This window comes from Leeia speluncae, from assembly GCF_020564625.1.
GTDB lineage: Bacteria > Pseudomonadota > Gammaproteobacteria > Burkholderiales > Leeiaceae > Leeia > Leeia speluncae.
On the sequence record NZ_JAJBZT010000004.1, the window covers coordinates 141,218 to 160,015 of the forward strand.

An 18,798-nucleotide genomic window follows, 5' to 3' on the forward strand; every position below is an offset into this window, starting at 1 on the left:
GTGGCGTCCAGGTAAATGTACAAGATATTGAACTTAATAGTTAACAGGAATAATCGAGATGGCTGAAATTACCGCAAAGATGGTTGCCGAACTACGTGAACTAACTGGTTTAGGCATGATGGAGTGCAAAAAAGCGCTTGTTGAATCTGAAGGCGATTTGAAAAAAGCTGAAGAATTATTGCGTATTAAGTCTGGTGCTAAGGCTGGTAAAGTTGCTGGTCGTGTGGCTGCTGAAGGTGTGGTTGTTCAGTTTGTTTCTGCAGATGGCAAAGTAGGTGCATTGGTTGAAGTTAACTGCGAAACTGACTTCGTAGCTAAAGACGAAACTTTCCTTAACTTGGCAAAAGCAACCGCAAAAGCAGTTGTTGATACCAACCCTGCAGACGTAGAGGCTTTATCTGCTGCCGCTACCGAAGGCGCAGCTTCAATTGAAGAATTGCGTAAAGCAGCTATTGCTAAGCTTGGCGAAAACATGACGATCCGTCGTTTTGTTCGCTACGCTACAGAAGGTAAATTGGCTACCTACCTACACGGTAGCAAAATTGGTGTGATCGTTGATTACACTGGTGGCGAAGACCAATTGGGTAAAGATGTTGCGATGCACATTGCTGCTAGCAAGCCTGTTTGTGTATCTAAAGAGCAAGTTTCTGCAGAGTTGTTGGAAAACGAACGTAAGATTTACACCGCACAAGCTGCAGAATCAGGCAAGCCAGCTGATATCGTTGCTAAAATGGTGGAAGGCCGTATTAACAAGTACTTGGCTGAGATCACATTGGTTGGTCAGCCATTTGTTAAAAACCCAGATGTGACTGTTGAGAAACTTTTGGCTCAAAGCAGCGCCAAAGTAAATGGTTTCACAATGTACGTGGTTGGTGAAGGCATTGAAAAAGCAGCGGTTGACTTTGCTGCTGAAGTTGCTGCAATGACCAAGGGCTAATCTAGGCATTAGCAAACTCTTGTTTCACTGCAAGAGGAAAAATTGCGAGTACCTGCGTCGAGTTGTCGGGCAGGTACTTTGCACATCAAAACAGTGAAAGCAGTAATATATTTTTATTTAGAATAACGCCTGACAAACATTGCGAGGTCAAACATGAGCCAAACCCCTGCTTATCAACGTATCCTGCTGAAATTGTCTGGTGAAGCCCTAATGGGTAGCGATAGCTATGGCATCAATCGTGCCACCATCGAACAAATGGTAAAAGAAGTAAAAGACGTTGTAGAGATGGGCGTGCAAGTCGCCGTGGTTATCGGTGGTGGTAATATTTTTAGAGGTGTTGCGCCTGCCGCTGCTGGTATGGATCGCGCAACAGCCGATTATATGGGTATGCTAGCTACAGTAATGAATGCACTCGCATTGCAAGATGCACTAAAGCACATTGGTGTAGTAAGTCGAGTTCAATCTGCGCTGACGATGCAGCAGGTTGCCGAGCCTTATATTCGTGGTAAAGCAATGCGATATCTGGAAGAAGGTAAAGTGGTGATTTTTGCTGCAGGTACTGGCAACCCATTTTTTACTACCGATACCGCAGCAGCTTTACGTGGAATGGAAATTGGTGCGGATATCGTGCTGAAAGCCACCAAAGTTGATGGCGTCTATACGGACGATCCAAAAACCAATCCAGATGCGACTCGTTACGAGAGTATTACTTTCGACGAAGCGATTGCTAAAAACTTAAAAGTAATGGACGCAACCGCATTAACCCTGTGTCGCGACCAAAAAATGCCATTATCAGTATTTAGTATCTTTAAACAAGGTGCCCTAAAGCGTGTTGTTAGTGGCGCGAATGAAGGTACATTGGTACATGTATAAAAATCGGTATCAAGGAGTTTCCGATGATTGCTGACGTAAAAAAGAATGCAGAGCATAAAATGCAAAGATCACTTGAGATGCTCAAGGCTGATTTTGCAAAAGTAAGAACTGGCCGTGCACACACCGGTTTGCTTGATCATGTAATGGTGGATTACTACGGTTCACCAACACCTGTGCCTCAAGTGGCCAGTGTGACATTGGTTGATGCGCGTACATTGGGCGTGACTGCGTGGGAAAAGAAATTAATGGGTCAAATCGAAAAGGCAATTCGTGACTCTGATCTTGGTCTAAATCCTGCAAACAGCGGTGACATTATTCGTGTGCCAATGCCTGCTTTGACAGAAGAGCGTCGCCGTGATCTGACTAAAGTGGTGCGTTCAGAGGCGGAAAATGCTCGTGTATCTATTCGCAACGTGCGCAGAGATGCTAATGACCAACTCAAAAAGCTCTTGAAAGATAAGTCTATCTCTGAAGATGATGAGCGTCGTGGTCAGGATGAAGTGCAAAAATTAACTGATAAGCATATTGTTGAAGTGGACAAAATGCTTCAGGCTAAAGAAGCGGAGTTGATGGCAATCTAATTGTCATCTCCTCAAATAAACGCCGCTAGCGCAAAACGCTTGCGGCGTTTATTTTTGTCGCTATTCTTTGCATCAGGCCATATAATCTTGTCATTATTTATTCAGACTAGTCGATACGTTGTAATGGCTAGGTCTATTCAAATGCGGGATGCTGCATGTTCCTAAGTTCTACTCAATCAATTCCTTCTTCTAACAAAGTGCCAACTCATATTGCCATTATTATGGATGGTAATGGCCGATGGGCTAAAAAGCGGTTCTTGCCGCGAGTCGCTGGGCATGTAAAAGGGGTTGAGTCTGTTCGTGAAATGGTTCGTGCCTGTATTGGTCAAGGCGTGAAGTATTTAACGTTATTTGCATTTTCAAGTGAAAATTGGCGAAGACCAGAAGAAGAGGTGACGCTTTTGATGCAATTGTTTGTCAAAGCGTTGAATAATGAAGTAGCCAAACTGCACAAGCATGGTGTTCGATTAAAAATCGTAGGGGACTTAAGCCGGTTTAGTGCAGAGTTACAATCACTCATTCAAAATGCGGAATCTCTGACTCAAGATAATACTGCGCTTACATTAACCATCGCTGCCAACTATGGCGGAAGATGGGATATTGTGAATGCGACAAATAAAGCAATCAAAGCTAAGACAGACGCAGAGAAAGAAGTGACTGAGGAGGATATTGCAGAACACCTTTCTATGTCTTATGCACCAGAACCTGATCTGTTTATCAGAACCGGCGGGGAAGAGCGCGTAAGCAATTTTCTGCTGTGGCAATTGGCCTATGCCGAATTTTATTTTACTGATGAGCTCTGGCCTGATTTTGATGCCAGCTCTTTGCAAAAAGCCATTCTTTCTTATCAATCTAGGGAAAGACGCTTTGGCAGAACAAGTGAACAATTAAACAAGTAATCGTATGCTAAAAACTCGTCTTATAACTGCTTTTATACTGATACCACTTGTATTGCTAGCGCTGTTTCAGTCTTCGCCTCTTGTTTGGCGGTTAATCGTCCTTGCTGTGACGATGATTGCTGCTTGGGAGTGGACGGCACTTGCAAGTTGGGTAGGGGTAAAAAAATGGGCGTTTGTTGCTTTGATTGGCGCTGCTTTTCCAGTCTTGCTTTCTGCTTGGCAGATTGATCTTGTAAAAGCGATCGTGGCAACGTGCACAATCGGATTTTGGATGCTTCTTGTTCCTGTGTGGTTGGCCAAAAAAGCAAAGTTGAAACACTCCCCCGTGATGTTGATCACAGGGTTCTTCACGTTGTTACCGTTTTCTTTGGGCTTGGTGTTTTGGCGAGAAATTGTCTGGCAAGCTTCTGTAGGTGCTTATTTGCTGTTGCTGATGATTACCGTGGTGGCGATTGCAGATACCTCTGCCTATTTTGCCGGCCGTCGATTTGGTAAACATAAACTCGCTCCCGCTATTAGCCCAGGCAAAACCATTGAGGGTGCTATTGGTGCTTTTGTTGGCGTTTCCATTTTAATGTTAGGGATTGCTAATCTGCCTGCGATTGCAGCACTAAATATCTCTATTGTTACTTTTATTGTGATTGCACTAATTGCGACCCCTCTCTCTATTATGGGGGATCTCTATGAGTCGTGGTTAAAGCGTTGTGCAGGAATCAAGGATAGTAGTCAATTACTGCCAGGGCATGGCGGTGTTTTAGATCGTTTGGATGCATTAATGCCTGTTATTTCTGTCAGTATTATGTGTCTTGAGTTGTATCGGAGCTGGTAATGAGAAAGGTTGCCGTACTTGGCGCAACAGGTTCAATAGGCCTATCAACACTCGATGTCATTGAGAGGCATCCAGATCGTTTTTCTGTGTTTGCACTGACCGCTCATCAACAAGTAAGCAAATTGGCTGAGTTATGTATTAAATTTAATCCAGTATTTGCGGTTGTTGGGTCGGAAGATGCTGCAAAGTTATTAACCGCTCAGCTACCCGCACAGATTGGGACGAAAGTGTTGAGTGGTTCAAAAGCATTAGATGACATTGCATCGCATCCAGATGTGGATACCGTGATGGCTGCCATTGTTGGTGCCGCAGGCCTTTCTTCTAGTTTGGCTGCCGCAAAAGCGGGTAAGCGCGTTTTATTAGCCAATAAAGAAACGCTGGTCGCTGGCGGTGCATTGTTTATGAATGCAGTTAAACAATCCGGGGCGGAGTTGTTGCCAATTGATTCTGAACATAACGCTATTTTTCAGTGTTTGCCAGAAGGCTATCGTGGATCAAAGTCTAATCAACTAGATTTAAACGGTTATGGAATTAACCAATTATTGCTAACCGCTTCTGGCGGACCATTCCGAGATCGTGACCTCACAACCCTAAAAGATGTAACGCCTGCTGAAGCTTGTGCGCATCCTAACTGGTCAATGGGTAAGAAAATATCTGTTGATTCTGCAACAATGATGAATAAGGGTCTTGAAGTCATTGAGGCTTATTGGCTGTTTGGTGTGCCGATTGAGCAAATTAAAGTAGTGATTCATCCTCAAAGCATTATTCACTCAATGGTTTCTTATCGAGACGGAAGTGTGCTCGCGCAAATGGGTAATCCAGACATGCGAACGCCTATTGCATTTGCGATGGATTACCCAGCAAGAATTGATGCAGGCGTAAGTGCATTGGATTTTGCAACTATCAGCCAATTAACCTTCAAAGAACCTGATTTTAATCGATACCCTTGTTTGGCTTTAGCTTTTACCGCCTTGAAAGCGGGCGGCGCAATGCCTGCGGTGCTAAATGCGGCAAATGAAGTGGCGGTGGATGCCTTTCTAAATGAAAAACTGGGTTTTATGGAAATCGCTGCAATCGTTGAAAATGTCCTTGAAATGGCTAAGTTCCAAGCTCCGAGTAATTTAGAGGATGTGCTTGCTGTGGATAGAGAATCTAGATTGCTTGCGAAGCAACTAATCGAAAAACAAATGCACTAATGTTGAACAGACAATAGAGAGATAGAACGTTAATGACGACAGTGCTGGCTTTTATTTTTACGCTATCAATTCTGATTGCAGTGCATGAGTTTGGACACTTTTGGATCGCTAAAAGAAATGGTATTAAAGTATTAAGATTTGCCATCGGGTTTGGAAAACCACTGTGGCGAAAAGAGATTGGTGCTGATAAAACGGAGTTTGCACTTTGCATGCTGCCATTAGGGGGGTATGTGAAGATGCTGGATGAGAGAGAGGCGCCTGTCTCTGCTCATGAGGTACATCGCGCTTTCAATCGTCAATCTGTGTGGGTCAGGATGAAGGTTGTGTTGGCCGGACCTGCTGCAAACTTCTTACTCGCAATTGTGCTTTATTCTTTTGTAATGATGTCCGGTGTGAATGACTTGTCTGCAAAATTGGGCGATGTGCCATTAGGAACAATCGCAAGTGAAGCAGGGTTTAAGTCTGGAGATCAGATTCAAAAAGTAGAAAATGAAGAGATTAACGGTTGGGAGTCATTTCGATCTGCGATTTTAGATCATACAGTAGCTGGGCAAGATATCAATATTGAAGTTGTTGACGCTTCAGGAATTAAAGTAAACCGAGTGTTAAAGCTTTCTGGTGCTTCAGCAGGAACATTAGATGATCGTTTCTTTGAACGAATGGGTTTTAGTCCTTTAAACTTTTTTAGAACAATTGATGTGCTTTTGCCTGGGGGAGTTGCAGAGAAGGCAGGGTTAAAAGTAGGGGACGAAATCGTTGCCATTAACCATGCGACTATTGCATCAGGAAGTGATCTGATTAATCAGGTTAGAAATTCGCCCGGCCGTACCCTGCTGTTTACTGTCAAAAATCAAAATACTGAACGAGAAATCACGGTTATCCCTGCTTCTGTTGGTAAGGAAGGCTCGCAAGTAGGAAGACTTGGAGTGTCTCCAACGCTGAATACCGACTCACTGCGTGCCAAGCAAATGATTGTAAAATATGGTCCTGTGGATGCGGTTTTGCAATCTCTAGATAAAACTTGGCGGTTGTCAAAGCTAAGCATCGTCATGATGTGGAAAATGTTAACAGGGACCGCCTCTTTAGATAATCTTGGTGGTACCTTAACGATTGCAAAGGTTGCCGGGGAAGCCGCTTCTTACGGTATTATCCCGTTTGTTGAGTTTCTATGCTTTGTTAGCATTGGTTTAGGTGTGCTCAACCTTTTGCCTGTTCCTGTATTGGACGGTGGGCATTTCATGTATTATGTGGCAGAAGTTGTAAAAGGAAGTCCTGTTTCTATTCGTACTCAAGAAATTGGGCAGTATATTGGTGGTGCTTTGTTGTTAACTTTAATGACCTTTGCACTCTATAACGATATTCAACGCTTGTTTTTGAACGCATGATCAAACAAAAAACTATTTCTCTTGTCCTCGCTGCGCTGTTTTCAACCTCTGTTTGGGCAGCCGAGCCTTTTGTCATTAAAGATATTCGAATAGAAGGGCTTCAGCGTACTGAGCCTGGGACTATCTTTAGCTACATGCCAGTGAAGGTTGGTGAAACGTTTGACGATGAAAAAACGGCTCAAACGATTAAAGCACTTTATGGCACAGGTTTCTTTAAAGATGTTCGTCTGGAAACCGCAGATAATGTGCTAATTGTGCAAGTGGTTGAGCGTCCTTCTGTTGGCGAAATTAAAATTAATGGCGCCAAAGAGTTTTCAGCTGATCAGTTGAAAAAGGCGATGAAAGAGGCTGGCTTAGCAGAAGCGCAGATTTACGATAAGTCGCTAGTAGATCAAGCAGTACAAGAACTAAAGCGCCAATATACTAATAAAGGCAAATATAGTGCCGATATTAAAACGACTGTATCGCCAATGGAGCGTAATCGGGTATCTATTAGTTTTGATATTTCTGAAGGCGTCGTTGCCAAGATTAAAGATATTACTGTCGTCGGTGCAAAAGACTTTTCAGAAGAAGAAGTCATTGACCAGATGCAACTATCTACTGGTACATGGATGACTTGGCTATCTAAAAATGACCAATATTCCAAGCAAAAACTAGAAGCAGACATTGAGTCAATTAAATCGTTTTATCAAAACCAAGGCTATCTTGAGTTCTCTGTAGAGTCGACACAGTTGAACGTGTCTCCAAATAGAGAAGATGTTTTTATTGCCTTAAATATTAATGAAGGTAAAAAGTATACTGTTTCAGATATTAAGTTTGCAGGTGATTTATTGGTGCCAGAAGATGAGTTAAAAGCACTTCTAAAAATTAATTCTGGAGATTTATACTCAAGACAGAAAATTGTTGATACAACGACCGCTATTTCTGATCGATTAGGTAAAGACGGTTATGCATTTGCGAATGTGAATGCAGTACCTGTGTTGGATAAAGACAAGCAGACCGTATCTTTCACCTTTTATATAGATCCCGGTCGTCGTGTTTATGTAAGGCGAATTAATATCTCTGGCAATACCAAAACCAAGGACGAAGTAATTCGCCGTGAAATGCGTCAAGTAGAAGGCGCTTGGTATGATGGAGAAAAAATTAAGCGCTCTCGTGAAAGAGTAGATTTGTTGGGGTACTTTTCTGATGTGACAGTAGAAACCCCTGCCGTACCAGGGTCAACCGATCAGGTTGATGTAAACATGGGTGTAACTGAAAAACCTAACAATAATATATCACTAAGTGTTGGTTATGGGCAGGGTGAAGGGTTGTTGTTGGGTGCATCTCTCACTCAGACCAATATTTTTGGTACAGGCAAGAATTTGACTTTAACTTTAGATACGAGCAAGACGTATCGAACTTATGCCTTGAGCTTTACAGACCCCTATTTTACAAAGGATGGTGTAAGTTTAGGGTATCAATTATATTATAAGAAAAATAAGCCAGATACATTAGATACTGGTAAATACTACTCTTCAAGTGTCGGTGCTGGTATTAGTTTTGGAGTTCCAATTACAGAGACTGATACCATTAATTATGGCGCAACTGTAGACAAAACGACTATTAATACAGATATGTCATCCGGATCACCATTGGCCATTGATTTCATTAATAAGCATGGAAATAGTCTCACTGTGCTGTCAAATACAGTGAGCTGGTCTAGTGATTCAAGAGATAGCGCAACGTCACCAAATCAAGGAACATATCAGCTGGCATCTGGGGAGTTGGCAATTGGAAAAATTAAATATTATAAAGCTGGCTATCAGTATCAGCATTTCTATCCCGTAAGTAGAGATGTGACGTTCATGGTGAACGGTGAGTTTGCTATGGGCGGTGGGATTGGAGGGGAGAAACTTCCATTTTTCAGAAATTACTTTGCGGGTGGGATTGGGTCTGTTAGAGGTTATCAGGATAGTAGTTTAGGGCCTCGTGATTCGACAGATGCCGCAACTGGTGGTACTAAACGAGTTGTGTTTAATGCGGAAGTGTTTTTCCCGTTTCCAGGTATGAAACATGATAGAACTTTGCGCTTGAGTGCATTTGTGGATGCAGGTAATGTCTTTGATGACAAAATAAAACTTGGCGAGCTAAGGTACTCAACAGGTGTCGCTTTATCGTGGCAATCCCCTCTTGGGCCATTGAAGTTTAGTGTTGCGCAACCGTTCGGTACAAAGTCGGGTGATAAAAAAGAAAGATTCCAGTTCCAAATGGGAACAACTTTCTAAGATTAGTTAAGTCAAAAGAATCATAATAGTTAAAGCTTAATAAGAATTTTTGGAGAAATAAAATTGAGTAAGTTTGCGAAATTCCTTGGTGTAGTTGCGGCTGGTTTGTTGTCTTTACAAGTGACTGCTGCTGAGCTAAAAATTGGCGTTGTTAATACTGACCGCTTGTTTCAACAGTCTTCGCCAGCTCAAAAAATTAATAAGAAGCTTCAGGATGAGTTTTCTAAAAAGGATGCATCTTTACAGCAACTGCGTCAGCAGCTAAAGGATTTGCAGGCAGATCTAGAAAAGAATGATGCGACTTTATCGGATGCAGATAAAACGAAGAAGCAAGGTCAGATTCGTGATTTGAATACACGTTATCAACGAGCCGAGCGCGAGTTTCGTGAAGATCTGAATACACGTCAAGGCGAAGAGATGGCAAAGTTACAAGAAGTAGCTATCCGAGCTGTGCGTCAATTGGCTGAAACTGAAAAGTTCGATTTGATATTGCAAGGTCAAGATCTTGCTTATGTCAGCCCGCGAGTGGATGTAACAGATAAAATCTTGAAGCTAATGGGAGATAAATAATCCTTGTTCAGTACTGTATGAATATATGGTGCTGGCAAATATTTATTTCAAGATTTGAAGCGCAATGCCCCCTTAGGGGCATTGTTGCTTTCTGCAAGAGAAGGATATGCATGAAGCTTTCTGAAATTGTTCGACAATTAGGTGGGCAGCTAGCTGGTGAGGATGTCGATGTTATTCAAGTCGCGCCATTAGATATTGCCACTGTTGGGCAAATTGCCTTCTTGTCCAATCGCAAGTACACCTCCCAAGTTAGTACTACAAAAGCAGCTGCAGTTATTTTGCCTGAAAATGTGGACGTGGATTATGCCGGTCCAAGGATTATTAGTGCTAATCCTTACCTGTATTTTGCAAAAGTCTCCACACTGTTAAACCCTATTCCTGAAGTTAAGCCTGGTATTCATCCAACCGCGTATATTGCTTCTACAGCCAAAGTGAGCCCTCTTGCTGAAATTGGTGCATTTACTTCGATTGAGGATGGTGCTGTTATCGCAGCTGGGGTTGTGGTTGCGAGTCATTGTCACGTTGGAGCCAATGTAGTTGTTCAACAGCAAACAAGAATTAAGCCTAATGTCACCATATATGAAGGCTGCCAAATTGGTGAGCGTGTCATTGTGCATTCCGGTGTGGTGATTGGTTCCGATGGTTTTGGTATTGCAAATGACCAGGGCCGGTGGGTAAAGATTCCTCAAATAGGGCGTGTGATTATTGGCAATGATGTCGAGATCGGAGCAAATTCAACAATTGATCGTGGTGCGATGGCCGATACGGTGATAGAGGATGGTGTAAAGTTAGATAATCAGATTCAGGTTGCGCATAATGTTGTAATTGGTGCTCATACCGCAATTGCAGGTTGTGTCGGTATAGCAGGAAGTGCGAAAATTGGTAAATATTGTACGATCGGGGGCGGCGCGATTGTGCTTGGACATTTATCCATTGCCGATCGGGTTAATATCTCCGCTGGTACACTGATTACTAAAAGTATTAAAAAACCTGGCACATACACGGGTATTTTCCCATTTGATGAACACGATGTGTCTATCAAGCATGCGGTGCAAATTAGGCAGTTGGGTCGATTAGCCGATCGAGTCGCTGTAGTAGAAAAATTGATTAAGCAGGAAAAGTCATAATTATGTCAGTAATGGATATTCATCAAATCTTAAAACATCTTCCTCATCGTTATCCATTCTTATTGGTTGACCGAGTGCTGGAAGTTGAGCCAGGAAAAAATATTGTCGCCCTTAAAAATGTAACGATTAATGAGCCGTTCTTCCCTGGCCATTTTCCTCATCATCCAGTGATGCCTGGTGTTTTAATTTTAGAGGCGTTAGCGCAAGCGGCGGCCATTTTATCTTTTAAAACAATGGGCACACTACCAGACGACAATTCTGTGTATTACTTTGCTGGTATTGATGGTGCTCGCTTTAAGCGCCCTGTAAGTGCCGGAGATCAACTTCATCTATGTGTAGAAATTGTTGCTCAGAAACGCGGTATTTGGAAGTTTAAAGCAGAAGCAAGAGTGGATGGGCAGATCGTTACAGAAGCAGATTTAACTTGTGCGGTAAGACAGTTAGAAAGCAATCCATCCTAACTCAGGGGATAAGGTTACATGACAGTAAATATCCATCCGACAGCCATTGTTGACCCAAAAGCGCAATTAGGTGCCAATGTTGAAATAGGCCCGTATTCGATTGTTGGCCCCAATGTTGTCATTGGTGATGATTGCTGGGTCGGCCCTCATGTTGTGATTGAGGGCTATACAACAATTGGTGATAGAAATAAGTTTTATCAATTCAGTTCAATTGGCGCACACCCCCAAGATAAAAAATATGCTGGTGAACCGACAAAGCTTGTTATTGGTGACGATAATACGGTGCGAGAGTTTTGCACGTTTAATACAGGTACATCTCAAGATGGCGGGTTAACCAAAGTCGGCAACCATAATTGGATCATGGCCTATGTGCATGTTGCACATGATTGTGTGATTGGTGATCGGACAATTTTTGCCAACAACGCACAACTTGCTGGACATGTGCACGTTGGTGATTGGGCTATCCTTGGTGGATTTACAGTTGTGCATCAGTTTGTACATATTGGTGCGCATAGTATGACAGGAATGGGAACAATCTTATTTCAAGATGTGCCTGCATACGTGATGGTGACTGGAAATCCATCGGCCGCGCATGGCATTAATAGCGAAGGTTTAAAGCGCCGTGGCTTTACTTCGGAAGAGGTAATGGCAATTAAGCGCGCTTATAAAACGATTTACCGTAATGGCAATACACTGGCGCAAGCAAAAGATGAAATCGCACAATTATCGATGACAACGCCAGTACTTGAGTTGCTGATGTCATCTTTGAATGATTCCACTCGTGGGATTGTTCGGTAAATTAACGCAGCTAATTATCTTAATAATCTTCATCAACGAATGAAGAATAACTAAATTTTTATAGGGAGGGGTAAATGGTCGACTCACGACCTTTTACCATTGCACTAGTGGCCGGGGAGGCTTCTGGTGATACATTGGGTGCCCATTTGGTCAGTGCATTAAAAAAGCATTTGCCAAATGCTCGCTTTGTCGGGATTGGCGGACCAAAAATGATAAAAGAAGGTATGACGTCCTGGTGGCCGCAAGAAAAATTGGCGGTGATGGGGTATGTTGAGGTGCTCAAGCACTACCGAGAAATTGTCGGTATACGAAAACAACTAAAGGCAAGGTTGCTTGCCGATGCACCAGATGTGTTCATTGGTATTGATGCACCAGGCTTTAATTTAGATTTGGAAATTGATTTAAAGCGGCGGGGGATTAAAACGATTCACTACGTTAGTCCTTCCATTTGGGCTTGGAAGGCAAAGCGAATCCACAAAATTAAGCGTGCCGTTAATCATATCTTGGCATTATTTCCATTTGAGCCTGAGCTATACAAAGCTGAGCAAATCCCTGTCACGTATGTTGGGCATCCATTGGCTGATGTTTTTCCAATTGACCCGCCAAAAGCGGATATTCGTGAACAAATGAAGATTGGCATGTCTCGACCTGTCTTTGCAATGTTGCCGGGCAGTCGCCAAAGCGAGTTAAAACAGCATGCGAGTTTATTTGTTAAGACCGCAAAGCTGATTGCGGAACAAGTACCAGACGCATTATTTTTAGTCCCCTTAATGACGCGAGAGACGAGAGAAATCTTCGAGAAAGCTTGTTTTAAAGAGGATTGTTCTGCTTTTGAGATGAATTTGATGTATGGGCATGCACCTGAAGCGATGGCCGCTGCGGATGTTGTTTTGGTGGCAAGCGGTACCGCCACATTAGAGGCTGCATTGATGAAGCGTCCAATGGTTATTACCTACAAAATGTCGCCGATTACTTGGTGGTTAATGACTCGCAAAATGTACTTACCTTATGTTGGGCTACCAAATATTCTAAGTAAAGAGTTTGTTGTGCCAGAAATTATGCAAAAGAAGGCAACGCCGCAATCTTTATCCGTTGCCCTTTTGGAAAGTTTCCGCAACAAAGATTTGCAAGTTTCTCTCAAAGAGCGTTTTACCAATTTACATTTATTGTTAAAACAAAATACAGCACAAAAGGCTGCAGAAGCAGTATTGCAAGTCATGGGAATTAACCGCTAATGGCATATGTTGATTCTCTTGAATTGCCCGATCTGTGTTGTGGAGTTGATGAGGCGGGACGAGGGCCATTGGCTGGCCCTGTCTACGCAGCTGCTGTGATTTTAGATCCTGAACAAGAGATCGCCGGATTAGCTGATTCTAAGAAGTTGTCAGAACAAAAAAGAAATTATTTAGCAGCAGAAATTAAAGAAAAGTCTAAAGCTTGGTGTATTGCGTTTGCAACTGTAGATGAGATTGACCAATTAAATATTTTACATGCATCTATGCTTGCGATGGCTAGGGCCGTGCACGGTTTACAAATTCAGCCGCAACTTGCATTAATAGATGGAAATCGCTGTCCTAAAATACTGATTCCTGCTAAAGCGATAGTGAAAGGGGATGCGCTGGTTCCTGCAATTTCCGCCGCATCTATTTTAGCCAAAACGGCTCGAGATCAAGTCTTGCTGGAGTTGCATCAAAAGTATCCGCAATATGGTTTTGATGCACACAAGGGATATCCAACCGAAAAACATTTGGCCGCAATAAAAGCGTATGGCGTATTAGATGAACACCGTCGTTCATTTAAACCTGTACGGGAATTGTTGGTTTCTGTAAAAAAAACTCAAGATTTCTTTGATTTTTAGCATCTTCACGCTTTAATAAAGTATTGGTGTGCGCTTTTGTCATGGCATAATCCTATGCGAGCTACCTGAAATAGCAAGGAAATGAAGCGATGTTTGTTATCATCGGATATGTATTTATGTTTGCCACCATCTTTGGTGCCTATGCCTCACATGGTGGGCATCTAGGCGGTTTGTGGCAGCCAAGTGAAATTGTGATGATTTTTGGTGGTGCGATTGGCGCTATGATTGTTGGCTATGGTGGTAAGCCACTTAAGGCAACCTTGAAAGCGTTTCCCACTGTGTTTAAAGGTAGTGCATTTAGTAAAGCATTTTACCTTGATTTGTTTGCCATGCTATTTGAGATACTTTCTAAAGTCCGTAAAGAAGGCTTAATGTCTATTGAAGCGGATGTGGAAGATCCTGAAAAAAGCCCTATCTTTAGTAAGTATCCAAAAATTGTTCATGATCACCACTTAATTGATTTTGTGACCGACTATCTGCGATTAATGGTGGGTGGTAACTTAAATGCGTTTGAAATTGAAAACTTGATGGATATTGAGATTGAAACGCACCATCATGAAGGGGCGATTCCTGCGGGAGCGGTTGCAAAGCTTGGTGATGCGCTGCCTGCATTTGGTATTGTGGCTGCGGTGATGGGGGTTGTGCATACGATGGGTTCTCTGCACTTGCCACCGACAGAACTCGGCGGTTTAATTGGTGCAGCACTCGTTGGAACGTTTTTGGGTATTCTTTTGGCATATGGAATGGTTGGTCCGTTAGCAACTATTTTGGAGTTCAAGGCAGATGAATCCACCAAGGTTTACCAAACCGTCAAAGTAACGCTCCTTGCAAGTTTAAATGGCTATGCACCCCAAGTGGCCGTTGAGTTCGGGCGTAAGGCTTTGTACTCAACCGAGCGTCCAAGCTTTAAAGAACTCGAAGAGTTTGTGAAGCAGAAGAAATAAACATTCTACATGTCTTGCGATTGAACATAATTTACGAGCAGCGATATGAGTGATGATTCCCAACGGCCCATTGTCGTAAAAAAAATTAATAAAGGTCATGGCGGCCATCATGGTGGCGCTTGGAAAATTGCATATGCAGACTTTGTTACTGCGATGATGGCTTTTTTCTTATTAATGTGGCTGCTTGGTTCTGTCTCAAAGGGTAAGCTTTCTGGTATTTCTGATTATTTCAATACGCCTTTGAAGGTCGCCTTGCAAGGTGGTGATAGTACAGGTAATGCCTCCAGTATTATTCCTGGTGGTGGACAAGATCTTCAAAAGATTTCAGGGGAAGTTGCGCGCGGGCAAAATACAGCCAATGACTCAGAAAAGAAAATAAAGCAGGCCGCTGAAAAACTTAACTTTGAGAAAATCCGCGAAAGCATTGAAGAGGCTATTCAGAAAAACCCAGATATGGCCCAGTTTAAAAATCAGTTACTCATTGATATGACCCCTGAGGGTTTACGTATTCAATTGGTGGATGAGCAAAGTAGGCCAATGTTTGGAACGGGCAGTGCAAAATTACAGGACTACTCGGTACAACTTTTACATGATCTGGGCAAGTTGCTCAATGAGGTTCCGAATAAGGTTAGTTTATCTGGCCATACGGACTCTTTGGCCTATACGAGTGGAGATAAGGGTTACAGCAACTGGGAACTATCAGCAGATCGTGCAAATGCATCGAGGCGAGAGATGATCGCGGGTGGTTTGCAAGAAGGTAAAATTTTACGTGTTGTGGGCTTGGGTCCTGCAGTTCCTTTAGATGAGCAAAATCCTGATGCGCCGATTAATCGCCGCATTAGTATTATTGTTCTAAACGAAGATACGGCTGCATCAATTATTAAGAATAGCGGCAAATCAGACCCTGCCGGAGATGCGCTGGTTGAGCAAGCAGCGAGTCAGTAAAGCAAGTACTGATAATGAAAGCGCTGCGAGACAGCGCTTTCTTCTATTGGGGCTCAGATTCTCAATACTTGTTGTTGTAAGTCTATTTTTTGCCGGCTTTCTATTAACGTCTTTTGCAATTAAAGAGTGGCAACCTTGGTTTTTGTCTCTCTTTTATGTTTGTATCTCTCTTATTCTTGGCAGGTTTTTCTTACCTAATCGCGTCTGGCTAACTATTGCGATTCTATTTTATCCTACCTACTTAATTGGCAAACAATGGCCTTTGCTTGCTTTATTTTCCTTCTTTTGCTTATCTGTACTAACATTACTTATGGGACAGGCATGGCGGGGGCGAGTCCCTTTATTTTTGACTAGCCGCGGTATGTTAAGTCAACTAGCTAGTTTGATCCCACAAGGTAAAGTAAAGATTGCTGAACTAGGTTCGGGCACCGGGTCTGTAGTGGAGGCGATGTGCTTGGCAAACCCAGAGGCAATGATAGATGGGTATGAGTTGGCATGGATTCCAAGGTGGATATCCTACTGCAGATTTGCTAAACAACCGAATATCAGAATTCTTAACCAAGACTTTATGATGACTGATTGGTCATGTTACGATGTGATTTATGTATTTCAGTCACCATTAGTAATGGAGGCGATTTGGAAAAAGGCGCTTACTGAGATGCATGCAAATTCAATATTGATTAGCAATAGTTTTGAGGTGCCTGGTGTAACAGCTACCCAAGAGTTCTCTATTGCAGGTGGACGCCAGAATAAATTATTAATGTGGAAAATGGGAAGTTATAAGGACCATATTCATGGCAACAGACGTCAAGATAAGTTCTGAAGTTTCCCCCGTTGCAGCGAATTTCGTCAAAAGTTGGCAGAAAATTCCTTGGCCTGCAAGATTGACAACGCTTGAGCAACTACGCTCCGCCAAAACACAAACTTCAATGACGACAGGAAAGTTGGCTGCAATCATTGAGCATGATCCATTTATCTCAATGCAATTGATTGGATTTGTTAATAGTTCGCCACGAGGAAATTTTGCGAGTGACGTAACAACAATTGAACATGCCATTATGTTGATGGGCTTCGATCAGTTTTTTGAGCGTTTTGGCAGAAGAATGCCTGTTGAAAAACTATTGGAAAAAGAGCCGGTCAGATTGGGACAAATTCGTGAGCGTATCGCTATTTGCGAATTTGCCGGTCTAATTGCATTGGAGTTAGCAAACCTCAGAAATGATAGTAAAGCAGAAGAAGTGAGTGTTGCCGCAATGCTGCACGATATCATTGAGCCACTACTGCTACTATCGCATCCGGATAAGCTAGGTGAATTAAAAGAGTTTTCTCTCAGTAATCGAATTTGGCAAGAAGAGTCGCTACAGCGCTCCCGTTTCGGCTGTAGCTATGCAGAGATGAGGCATGCGCTTATGTCTCAATATGGAATGCCAAGTATGTTTCACGACATGATGGATGCATCTCTTGTTGAACATCCCCGGACACGTACCGTGCTTTTTGCTGTTGAGTGGGCACATGCGGCATGGCATGGCACTTGGACACCGGCACTTCAGCAATCATTGGCTGCATTCGGTGCTGCTTTGATGAAACCCGTTGATGTCATTTGGCATCGGTTAACGCAAGTAACGCTTCGATTGGCAAGGCAAGGGGCTTGGAATGGGTTAAGTCATCCTGCGATGTGGCTGCCTATGTTGCCTGGTGACTGGCCCTTGCCTAAAGTGGCTGCGCCTAAACATGCTTGGCCTGATGTAAAGGTTGTTGAAAAGACCATTACCCAATTAGAGCAAAGTGCCTCCGAATTAGATGTTGGGCAGGTCATGACCATTTTATTTCGGGGTGTGCGGTTGGGCATTGGATTGGATCGTGTTGCCCTGCTGGTGCAGCCAAAAGGTAGTAAGGTATTAAAGCCTCGATTCATTGTTGGTTTGCCTGATGATCATCCTCTGCATTCGACCGAGCTCTCGCTAGATACGCCCCATGTTCTCACTAAGCTGGCAATGAAGACGCAGGGATTATGGTTTGGTAACCATAATAGATCAAATCTGTCTAAGTTTTTGCCTGCTGCATTTGCTGATGAACAGAATAGAGATTGGTTTGCGATGTCTATTTGGGTTCATGGGCATCCGCTCGGGGTTTTATATGCTGATGGTGGTTCCCATCGTCCGCATCTAGATGAACCAAGCTATCAAGCTTTTAAGCAATTATCTCAAGCTGCATTAACCGCGCTTGAGCACTCTACTAAGCCTCACTAATGATGATTGAACAATTAACACAACTGCAGGTGATAAACTCATCTGCAAATCCTCGCTTTAAGCAATTAGGTAAATTAATTTCAAGTAAGAGAGAGCGGAAGCAAACAGGGCTAATTGTATTAGACGGGATGCACTTATTAACCAGTGCGAAACAACAGCAACAACTGCCAGTAGATATTTATCTCAGTGAAAGCGGGTTGAGTAATCAGGAAATTTTGGATTTTTTATCTGATTTAGAGCGGCCTCGAATCACCCTATTCAGTGATGTGCTTTTTAGCCAGTTGACCGAGCTTTCTAGCCAAACGGGCATTATGGCAACGCTGCCACTTCCACAGGAATTGCCATTACATGCCAACGATAAACAGGACTATCTAGTGTTGGATGGGGTGCAAGATCCGGGTAACGTGGGGTCTATTCTTCGAACAGCGGCGGCGGCGGGGGTTTCTCAGGTTGTTTTGTCTACTGCATGTGCTGATGCGTGGTCCCCTAAAGTGTTGCGTGCGGGTATGGGAGCGCATTTTTCGCTTTCAATTCATATGGTGTCTGATGTGGCGAACTGGTTGCGAACGTTAGAACATGGCGTGAAGCGGGTTGTTACTTCTTTGCAGGCACGCTCTTCTCTGTTTGACGTTGATTTAACAGGCCCTGTTGCATGGGTATTTGGTAGTGAGGGTGCAGGTGTTTCTGAAGAGGTGGAACGTGTGTGCGAAACCCCTGTATTGATTCCAATGATTGGAATGACAGAGTCTTTAAATGTTGGGGCGGCTGCAGCGGTGTGTATGTTTGAACAATTAAGGCAGCGTACAAAAGCAAATTAGAATGCAGGATGAATACCAAAGAAAAAGCCCAATTTTGAATTGGGCTTTTTCTTTGGTCGCA

General features: G+C 43.0%; 19 protein-coding genes. All 19 read left to right on the forward strand.

What is annotated here, in order from left to right; genetic code table 11:
- Positions 1-58 precede the first annotated feature (58 nt).
- The 19 genes from tsf to LIN78_RS08625 all read left to right on the forward strand — a co-directional run bounded on the left by tsf (position 59) and on the right by LIN78_RS08625 (position 18,737).
- Positions 59-937: a translation elongation factor Ts gene (gene tsf, locus LIN78_RS08535; protein ID WP_227180375.1), complete on the forward strand. Its 879-nt coding sequence runs from the start codon at positions 59-61 to the stop codon at positions 935-937.
- 153 nt (positions 938-1,090) lie between these two features.
- Positions 1,091-1,810 carry a UMP kinase gene (gene pyrH / locus LIN78_RS08540; protein WP_227180376.1) on the forward strand — a complete coding sequence of 240 codons (720 nt, stop codon included), beginning with the start codon at positions 1,091-1,093 and terminating at the stop codon, positions 1,808-1,810.
- A 23-nt stretch (positions 1,811-1,833) separates the two neighbouring features.
- Positions 1,834-2,391, forward strand: coding sequence for a ribosome recycling factor (gene frr, locus LIN78_RS08545; protein WP_227180377.1), 558 nt, complete (start codon positions 1,834-1,836; stop codon positions 2,389-2,391).
- Between the two features lie 155 nt (positions 2,392-2,546).
- Positions 2,547-3,290: an undecaprenyl pyrophosphate synthase gene (uppS, locus tag LIN78_RS08550; RefSeq protein ID WP_227180378.1), complete on the forward strand. Its 744-nt coding sequence runs from the start codon at positions 2,547-2,549 to the stop codon at positions 3,288-3,290.
- Positions 3,291-3,294: 4 nt separating this feature from the next.
- Positions 3,295-4,119, forward strand: coding sequence for a phosphatidate cytidylyltransferase (locus LIN78_RS08555; RefSeq protein WP_227180379.1), 825 nt, complete (start codon positions 3,295-3,297; stop codon positions 4,117-4,119).
- Positions 4,113-5,315 (forward strand): 1-deoxy-D-xylulose-5-phosphate reductoisomerase, encoded by a 1,203-nt coding sequence (gene ispC, locus LIN78_RS08560; RefSeq protein ID WP_227180595.1) that lies wholly within the window; start codon positions 4,113-4,115, stop codon positions 5,313-5,315. Before LIN78_RS08555 ends, ispC begins: the two co-directional genes overlap by 7 nt.
- A 32-nt stretch (positions 5,316-5,347) precedes the next feature.
- A complete protein-coding gene (gene rseP, locus LIN78_RS08565; RefSeq protein WP_227180380.1) occupies positions 5,348-6,700 on the forward strand; it encodes an RIP metalloprotease RseP in 1,353 nt (450 codons plus the stop codon).
- Positions 6,697-8,967, forward strand: coding sequence for an outer membrane protein assembly factor BamA (gene bamA, locus LIN78_RS08570; protein WP_227180381.1), 2,271 nt, complete (start codon positions 6,697-6,699; stop codon positions 8,965-8,967). The genes rseP and bamA overlap by 4 nt, the downstream gene beginning before the upstream one ends.
- 63 nt (positions 8,968-9,030) lie before the next feature.
- Positions 9,031-9,537: an OmpH/Skp family outer membrane protein gene (locus tag LIN78_RS08575; RefSeq protein WP_227180382.1), complete on the forward strand. Its 507-nt coding sequence runs from the start codon at positions 9,031-9,033 to the stop codon at positions 9,535-9,537.
- A gap of 110 nt (positions 9,538-9,647) precedes the next feature.
- The gene (gene lpxD, locus LIN78_RS08580; RefSeq protein WP_227180383.1) at positions 9,648-10,664 is read left to right on the forward strand and encodes a UDP-3-O-(3-hydroxymyristoyl)glucosamine N-acyltransferase; all 1,017 of its coding nucleotides are present in this window, start codon (positions 9,648-9,650) and stop codon (positions 10,662-10,664) included.
- A gap of 11 nt (positions 10,665-10,675) precedes the next feature.
- Positions 10,676-11,125: a 3-hydroxyacyl-ACP dehydratase FabZ gene (gene fabZ / locus LIN78_RS08585; protein ID WP_227180596.1), complete on the forward strand. Its 450-nt coding sequence runs from the start codon at positions 10,676-10,678 to the stop codon at positions 11,123-11,125.
- An 18-nt stretch (positions 11,126-11,143) separates the two neighbouring features.
- Positions 11,144-11,923 carry an acyl-ACP--UDP-N-acetylglucosamine O-acyltransferase gene (gene lpxA / locus LIN78_RS08590; protein WP_227180384.1) on the forward strand — a complete coding sequence of 260 codons (780 nt, stop codon included), beginning with the start codon at positions 11,144-11,146 and terminating at the stop codon, positions 11,921-11,923.
- A gap of 74 nt (positions 11,924-11,997) precedes the next feature.
- A complete protein-coding gene (lpxB, locus tag LIN78_RS08595; protein ID WP_227180385.1) occupies positions 11,998-13,158 on the forward strand; it encodes a lipid-A-disaccharide synthase in 1,161 nt (386 codons plus the stop codon).
- Positions 13,158-13,781 carry a ribonuclease HII gene (gene rnhB / locus LIN78_RS08600; protein ID WP_227180386.1) on the forward strand — a complete coding sequence of 208 codons (624 nt, stop codon included), beginning with the start codon at positions 13,158-13,160 and terminating at the stop codon, positions 13,779-13,781. The genes lpxB and rnhB overlap by 1 nt, the downstream gene beginning before the upstream one ends.
- Positions 13,782-13,870: 89 nt before the next feature.
- The gene (gene motA / locus LIN78_RS08605) at positions 13,871-14,725 is read left to right on the forward strand and encodes a flagellar motor stator protein MotA (protein ID WP_227180387.1); all 855 of its coding nucleotides are present in this window, start codon (positions 13,871-13,873) and stop codon (positions 14,723-14,725) included.
- Positions 14,726-14,770: 45 nt separating this feature from the next.
- On the forward strand, positions 14,771-15,670 hold the full coding sequence (motB, locus tag LIN78_RS08610) for a flagellar motor protein MotB (protein ID WP_227180388.1): 900 nt from the start codon (positions 14,771-14,773) through the stop codon (positions 15,668-15,670).
- Positions 15,648-16,493 (forward strand): class I SAM-dependent methyltransferase, encoded by an 846-nt coding sequence (locus tag LIN78_RS08615; RefSeq protein WP_227180389.1) that lies wholly within the window; start codon positions 15,648-15,650, stop codon positions 16,491-16,493. The genes motB and LIN78_RS08615 overlap by 23 nt, the downstream gene beginning before the upstream one ends.
- Entirely contained in the window at positions 16,465-17,919 is a 1,455-nt protein-coding gene (locus tag LIN78_RS08620) for an HDOD domain-containing protein (RefSeq protein WP_227180390.1), read from the forward strand. Before LIN78_RS08615 ends, LIN78_RS08620 begins: the two co-directional genes overlap by 29 nt.
- A complete protein-coding gene (locus LIN78_RS08625; protein WP_227180391.1) occupies positions 17,919-18,737 on the forward strand; it encodes a TrmH family RNA methyltransferase in 819 nt (272 codons plus the stop codon). Before LIN78_RS08620 ends, LIN78_RS08625 begins: the two co-directional genes overlap by 1 nt.
- Positions 18,738-18,798 lie beyond the last annotated feature (61 nt).

What these genes read in the sequence shown, in the direction of transcription:
- motB (WP_227180388.1), top strand. Translation starts at nt 14,771, where the DNA reads ATGAGTGATGATTCCCAACGGCCCATTGTCGTAAAAAAAATTAATAAA.
- bamA (WP_227180381.1), top strand. Translation starts at nt 6,697, where the DNA reads ATGATCAAACAAAAAACTATTTCTCTTGTCCTCGCTGCGCTGTTTTCA.
- pyrH (WP_227180376.1), top strand. Translation starts at nt 1,091, where the DNA reads ATGAGCCAAACCCCTGCTTATCAACGTATCCTGCTGAAATTGTCTGGT.
- lpxD (WP_227180383.1), top strand. Translation starts at nt 9,648, where the DNA reads ATGAAGCTTTCTGAAATTGTTCGACAATTAGGTGGGCAGCTAGCTGGT.
- lpxB (WP_227180385.1), top strand. Translation starts at nt 11,998, where the DNA reads ATGGTCGACTCACGACCTTTTACCATTGCACTAGTGGCCGGGGAGGCT.
- LIN78_RS08620 (WP_227180390.1), top strand. Translation starts at nt 16,465, where the DNA reads ATGGCAACAGACGTCAAGATAAGTTCTGAAGTTTCCCCCGTTGCAGCG.
- rnhB (WP_227180386.1), top strand. Translation starts at nt 13,158, where the DNA reads ATGGCATATGTTGATTCTCTTGAATTGCCCGATCTGTGTTGTGGAGTT.
- lpxA (WP_227180384.1), top strand. Translation starts at nt 11,144, where the DNA reads ATGACAGTAAATATCCATCCGACAGCCATTGTTGACCCAAAAGCGCAA.
- uppS (WP_227180378.1), top strand. Translation starts at nt 2,547, where the DNA reads ATGTTCCTAAGTTCTACTCAATCAATTCCTTCTTCTAACAAAGTGCCA.
- motA (WP_227180387.1), top strand. Translation starts at nt 13,871, where the DNA reads ATGTTTGTTATCATCGGATATGTATTTATGTTTGCCACCATCTTTGGT.
- LIN78_RS08625 (WP_227180391.1), top strand. Translation starts at nt 17,919, where the DNA reads ATGATGATTGAACAATTAACACAACTGCAGGTGATAAACTCATCTGCA.
- fabZ (WP_227180596.1), top strand. Translation starts at nt 10,676, where the DNA reads ATGGATATTCATCAAATCTTAAAACATCTTCCTCATCGTTATCCATTC.
- LIN78_RS08555 (WP_227180379.1), top strand. Translation starts at nt 3,295, where the DNA reads ATGCTAAAAACTCGTCTTATAACTGCTTTTATACTGATACCACTTGTA.
- frr (WP_227180377.1), top strand. Translation starts at nt 1,834, where the DNA reads ATGATTGCTGACGTAAAAAAGAATGCAGAGCATAAAATGCAAAGATCA.
- tsf (WP_227180375.1), top strand. Translation starts at nt 59, where the DNA reads ATGGCTGAAATTACCGCAAAGATGGTTGCCGAACTACGTGAACTAACT.
- rseP (WP_227180380.1), top strand. Translation starts at nt 5,348, where the DNA reads ATGACGACAGTGCTGGCTTTTATTTTTACGCTATCAATTCTGATTGCA.